The sequence below is a fragment of the Mucilaginibacter sp. genome (assembly GCF_041663085.1).
Classification (GTDB): Bacteria; Bacteroidota; Bacteroidia; order Sphingobacteriales; family Sphingobacteriaceae; genus Mucilaginibacter.
Genome location: NZ_JBAZRC010000199.1, coordinates 1 through 6,459, shown reverse-complemented (window position 1 = coordinate 6,459; position 6,459 = coordinate 1). Strand labels below are relative to the sequence as shown.

General features: G+C 39.1%; 3 protein-coding genes and 1 tRNA gene. All 4 read right to left on the bottom strand.

The genetic code is table 11. From position 1 onward, the window contains the following. Positions 1 to 13: 13 nt before the first annotated feature. Positions 14 to 1,243 carry a site-specific integrase gene (locus tag WC615_RS21985; RefSeq protein WP_372980194.1) on the bottom strand — a complete coding sequence of 410 codons (1,230 nt, stop codon included), beginning with the start codon at positions 1,241 to 1,243 and terminating at the stop codon, positions 14 to 16. A gap of 309 nt (positions 1,244 to 1,552) precedes the next feature. After that, positions 1,553 to 1,626 (bottom strand) — tRNA-Pro (locus WC615_RS21980). Between the two features lie 385 nt (positions 1,627 to 2,011). Continuing rightward, positions 2,012 to 4,720: a TonB-dependent receptor gene (locus tag WC615_RS21975; RefSeq protein WP_372980193.1), complete on the bottom strand. Its 2,709-nt coding sequence runs from the start codon at positions 4,718 to 4,720 to the stop codon at positions 2,012 to 2,014. A gap of 407 nt (positions 4,721 to 5,127) precedes the next feature. After that, positions 5,128 to 6,039: an AraC family transcriptional regulator gene (locus tag WC615_RS21970; protein ID WP_372980192.1), complete on the bottom strand. Its 912-nt coding sequence runs from the start codon at positions 6,037 to 6,039 to the stop codon at positions 5,128 to 5,130. Positions 6,040 to 6,459 lie beyond the last annotated feature (420 nt).

Genomic DNA, 6,459 nt, shown 5'->3' with positions numbered 1-6,459 from the left:
TATTTGCCAATTATCACGCTTGTAATCTGTTCCTAAGCTGTGCCATATCGTCGCTTATTTTACTTTCTATCACCTTAGCATATATCTGCGTGGTCGTTAGTTTGGCGTGCCCAAGCAACTTACTTACGGTTTCTATAGGTACACCATTAGTTAATGTTACTGTAGTGGCGAATGTATGCCGGGCTATATGAAAAGTGAGCGGTTTGGTAATGTCGCACATATCGGCTATTTCCTTTAAGTAACTATTCAGCTTTTGATTGCTTAGTGTCGGTAACACTTTACCCTCGGCCAGTGCCTGCGGATGCCCCTTATATTTTTCAATGATCGCTAAGGCTTTGGGCAACAAAGGCACCCTCACAGGTTCGTTGGTCTTCTGCCTGTTGGTCATGATCCAAATGTCGTTCTCAGATTTTTCTATCAGGTTAGCCGGGGTTAGGTTAAACACATCAATATAAGCCAGTCCTGTATAGCAACTAAAAATAAAGAGGTCTTGAACAACCTGTAAGCGGTTAATATTAAATTTTTTAACTTCTATTCTTCCGAGTTCTGCTTTAGTGAGGTATTCCCGCTCTACTTTGTCAAACTTCAACTGGTAAGCGTGAAAAGGGTTGCGGTCTATCCATTCTAACCTGACAGCAAGATTGACCATTTTGCAGAACCTTTCAATGTGTTTCATCAGGCCATTGTTATTAAGCGCTTTCTGCCCTTTCTCCGGCGTTCTGTTACGCAGGTAATACTCAAAGTCGGTAATAAACTTATAAGTCAACTCAGACAGGTATTTATCGCTGGTTTTGAACCTTTCTTTAACAAACTCCTTAATATACTTCTGTGTTGTATAATAGTTTTTCATCGTTCCCGGCTCCAATACCTGCGCCTGCTCAGTATTGTGGTACGCCATTAACTTGCAAAGTGTAAACTCGGCTTGATCTTCCCCGGTAAACTTATCCTTTACCAATTCTGCGGTAATGAGTTTCTTTTGCAGCAAAAGCCCCTGATAGCTTTCTACAATGCCGGAACGGTATTGCTCCAAATAGTTGTTGAGTTTTACAATTTCTTCCCTGCTGCCTCTCGCCATACCTTTATTGGCATTCCAGTTATTCGGTTCAATAGTGCGTTTAACAGATAGATCAATCCTGCTGCCGTTTACGGTAATTCTCGCATAGATAGGTGCTTTGCCGTCATTTGTGGTTTTATACTTTCTAAGATAAAAGATAACGCCAAAGGTGTTGTTCATTGTTTTCATATTCGTCAATTATTAAGTTACAAATAGCAATAGATTGACGGTCTTTAGCGGCTTTTGCAATGGGGGCAATCTGCCGGGGTTTTAAGAGCACTCCAAAGGGTACTAAAAACCATCAAAATAAACTAAGTAATCAATTGACTATCAAATACTTAATATGCTATTGGTGCCCAAATATAAATTTTAAATTTGGGGCACCGAATAGGGCACATTTTCCTTAATATAACTTGAATGAATTGGGCTGTAATAAAACAAAAAAGCCTCTAAATCATAGATTTAAAGGCTTTTTGATACTGGTTGGTATCGCTTCTGTCGGGATGGCAGGATTCGAACCTGCGGCCTCCACATCCCAAATGTGGCGCGATACCGGGCTACGCTACATCCCGATTGGGATTGCAAAGGTAGCTTTTTTGTGTAGGTGTGCAAACTTTTTTTAAAAGAATTTGTAAGGGTTTGTTTAACCAATTCATTTGCAAAAGTTTAACATCAATTTTTTTTTATCAGCCTTAAATATGTCTCCCAACGCACTAATATACCTCAAATAGTACATATGTAGTATTGACCATGATTTAAAATGGTTGTTACTTTATATAAAGCAATATTGCCGGTACAAGGTTATTTGCTGCAAAAACTTTATTGCTTGAAAAACTGGCGAGCTGTAAGGTTATTATATACCCTGTAGTTGTACTATTAAAAATAGGGGGAATATGACTGCAAGGTAAAAGCCCCGTATCAGCAAGTGGTACGGGGCTTAATTAAATGTGGTGGCAATTAATTTCCTACCTTAAAATCATAAGTTTGCCGTGCCAGTTTGCCATCTAAATTAAGTCCTTCAACTATAACATGGTATGTGCCCAGCTCATCGGCAGTAAAGTAGCTTACGGTTGCTTTGCCATCTACCCCGGTAACAACGTTGGGCTGCCAGTAAATGGTCGATCTTAGGTCGGTTTCTGCATCTCTGTCATTTGGCTTGTCATAGGCAGGTGAGTAAAAATCTCTTTGAGGGGTATAGCCTTTTACCAAAATACGGTCGAGATAAGTGATGGGTAATCTGTACATGTCCCCGCCTTTTTTCATGGTGATCTGGATAACGCCCCAAACCCCGGCATCGCCATATATTACCGTACTTGCGCCCGATGTGAACAATTCAACACCCTCAACATCCTGTGGCGAAATATCCTTTAAGGTACTTGGGTCAATGGTCATGCCGTCTACCATCACCGTCATCGGTTCACCTCTGGGTCTTGTTAATGACGTTACCCTGCCAATCCGGTAAACTATATCATTTCTTACCTCTACACCCGCCACACCATAAAAAGCTTGTAGCAAGCTTGTATAGCTAACCATTCGTTCTTTACTTAAAACTACATCTGCACCGTTTAATCCCAACGCCTTAGACCCTTTTACGCTATTAGTAGCGCCAGCTTTTTTATCTTTAATAAGCACTTCTTTAAGCATGGTAGTCCTGCCCGGTGTGCCTCCAGGGAATTGATCGAACCTTTTTTGAGTGTTCATTAAATAATCTATAAAATTATTGGATGTAGCATCTTCATTACCCAGTTTGTATGAATTGTATTTTGGTACCGGTACCCTGTTTAATGCTATGCGCACCCTATCTTTACCTTTTGCGTTTTTAGCACGCACAACAAACTTTACATCATTGGTAAAGTTGAAGCCATCTATCACAAAATTACCCTTGTCGTCGGTTAGGGTGTCTACCAAAAGCGGTCCTTGCGGTGTATTCCCATACAGGGTCAGTTTTCCACTTGGTATAGGTTTGTTGCCAATAGTTGTTACAGTACCGCTTACACCTATACTTTTTTGTGGCTGATAAGTTATATCACCGGTTTTGCCGGCTTTTACATCGGCCCATTTAAAACGACGCCATCCCTGGGTTAAAAGTAAATAGTCAAGGTATTTTGCCCTGTCGGGGTTTGCGGGGTTAAAGTAATAGTTTGGCTTTTCTATATAGCCTTTAAGGTCTGATGTCAGCAGTAGGTTCGAGCAGATGGTTACCTGGTCGTCTTCATCAATCTTTACCTTATTCGCATCGGTAACAGCAATTGACAGATTGCCTTGTATAGGGTTTCCGTCAGCATCGTTCAAGGCAAGCTGCATCTGCACTTTTTCGCGTTTGGCATAAGCTGTTTTATTACTGGTAATGCTCATTTTTAACTGATCATTCCGTTCTATAAAAACTAACCGCTCGGCTACGGGTGCAGACTCGGCCGATAATAGTGTTACCTGTAATATGCCTGTATTGAACAGGCTTTTCGCTACATTTATTTTAACATAAGGCTGATCTATTTTTGCTTTTATAGCATATTTAATCACATTGTTTTGCTGCATGATCAAAGCCGCCGCCTTGCCCACAAATAATTTACTTGCCGATATGAGGATAGAAATACTGTCGGTACGCGTATTATTAATAGCGAGCACATAACCCTCAGCGTCAGCAACCAATATAGGGTAGCGCATTTCTTTGCCAGAGGCATCTTTTACAACAGCTGTGTATTTATTACCCGCAACCGGTTGTAACGGAAATACGCCAATACCTGCATGTGATGATTCGAATTCGGCTACCGTTTGATTGTTTTGATCTACAACTGACCCCGTTATATCGGCACCATAACCGTTAGGCAAAAGCGCTTTAAACCCAACTTTTGACCTGATGCCATTAACAAGGCGGCCCCCTTCAGGGAAAAATTGTACATCAACTTTATCCATACTGTTAACTACCGAAAATCGCCTTTTTACGGAATTGTCTTTATCCATAAAAATCTCAGTTTCTAAATAAGCGTCATTCACATATTGGCTTCTTATGGTTTTTTCCAGAGTGATTTTTCCTTCAGCATCAGTAACCGTTTTGCCGCTGGATAGCGTTAGGCCTTTCGATATAAGAACGTATTTTACAGATTTACCCGACATTGGGTTTTTATCGGCCAGGTTTAGATACGTAATACTGGTTTTGACTTTAGAATCGGCTTCGAATTTAAAATTGGCATTGGCTAATACGTTGGTAAACGTACGTGCATCGCCAATTACAATGTCTTTGTTAAATATAAAATCATCACCGAAATTCTGCATCCAGCGGGTATAGGCCTTTATGTGATATTTGCCCGTACTTACCAGCGAGTCGGTAAGCTTAAAATCGCCGTTGCCTAAACCATTATTAAGTGGCACAACCGAACTTTGGTGAACAGAATCCTGCTCATCAACCAGGTCTACATAAAGCACATTACTAAGGGTTGATAGCTCATTTTTTTCGGAATTTACCACATAAGCTTTAAACCAAATATCATCGCCAATACTATAAAAAGGCTTATCTAAATGTAAGTGGACTTTTTCCTGTGGATGTTCTTCCCGCCATTTATCAATATTGGTTATCAGAGTTTTAAGCCAGTCGTCATCAGTAAAAGCGGTAAATAAAAGTGTTAAAGGTAGTGCGAAGGTTAGCAGTACTAATAGTTTTCTTTTCATGTAGAAATAAGGAGTAGGTGTTATTGCTGAAAGATATGTAATTAAAAAGAGAATAAAAAGGCAAGCCTGTTCAGCTTTTTTATTTTTTTTACTTCGAAACGCCACAGATGATACATTATTTCCCAGCAACGCAAATGAAAAACATATAGAAGGTGATACCTTCCTGGAACTTACCTCACTAATCCCGGCGATTATCTGTAGATAAGTTTTTCCGGTGCTGATGCAATTCCAGTAGACGTACTTACCTTTGATGCATCAGAAAACCTGTACATAGCCGAAGCCGAGGGCGCTGCATGAATCTTTCTCATAAAGGAGTTATAGGTCTTAAATATACCTCTTAAAAAGATGGAAATATATTACCGGTTGGCAATACGAATCATAAGCAGCAGGGAGGGGGCTTAACATATTTAAACCTGTGTGCGTACGTTTGTGGTTAGTTTGTACTGCTCTGGCGACATGCCCATGTATTTCTTAAACACCCTTGAGAAGTAATACGGGTCATCGTAACCCAAATCCATAGCTATGGTTTTTATTTTAGCCTCGTTGGCGTACAGAAACTGGCAGGCCTTCTGCATTTTTAGGTGGATAAAGTAGTCAATAGGGGGCATACCTGTAGCCTTTCGAAACAAACTTGAAAAATGCGAGCTGGATAATTTGTGCTGGCCGGCCATATCTTCTACCGTCATTTTCTTCTCAATATTATCCTTCATGTTGATGATGGTTGAGGTGATAATATCTTCCGCACTGCTTTGCTCATTGTTGGTGATATGCTTGTGCGGAAACAAAAAGGTTGCCACTAAATTATACAGGCAAAAACTGGCATTGCATAAGTTTTCAATACTGTAACCCATTTCAAGGTTTTGATAAATGTTGTTCCATATATCAAGCGCCTTATTATTAAAAGGGATCTGTATCGGTCCTTTAAATTCACCAATATTTAACGACTTGTTGAAATTTTCAATATCATCACCAGTAAAATGCACCCAGTAAATTGTCCAAGGGTCTTCTTCGTCGGCCCAGTAGCGCATGTAAACTTCTGTTTTAGGGGTAATAAAGAATTGATTAGGGGTAACCTCAAATTTCTTCTTATCCATCACATAATAGCCTTTGCCCTTAATACAATAGATGAGTATGTTGTCATCACAACCACGGCGCCTTTCTTTATAATGATAAGAAGCTTTAGGGAAATATCCTATTTGGGTTATATAGATATTAAATAAAGCGGGATATCTTTTAACATACTCTTTTAATACCTTTTGTGGTATACTAATTAGTTTTTCACCGTCAAAACCATCTTTTCTTTTAAAAGAGTTACCCATAGCTTAGTTTACAATAATTAATAGAATATTCCATTAGGATTGGCGTAGCTGCCAATTGGTTAGGTTAAAAATAGCTTTATTTTGATATAATGAGAATAGTTTTTTACAAATTATTTTGCGGCCGTTTTAATATTGATAGAATTATCCATTAAAATAACCGAATTGGCTATTAGATAGCTTTTACCCGCAAACTAAATTTGGTCACCGTATTAAAGCGAACCAATTATAACATTGATCAGTAAACTAGCACAGGGCTTTTTGTAAAGATCATACTAAAACAATACGGGGCACAAACAGAAATAATATAAAGCAGTGGTATTGTTGTATAAAACAATATTGATGTTGCTTGCACAAAAAATTATGCAAATACTAAAAGATAAGGTTGTTTTTTTAACCGGCGGTACAGAGGGTATAGGTTAT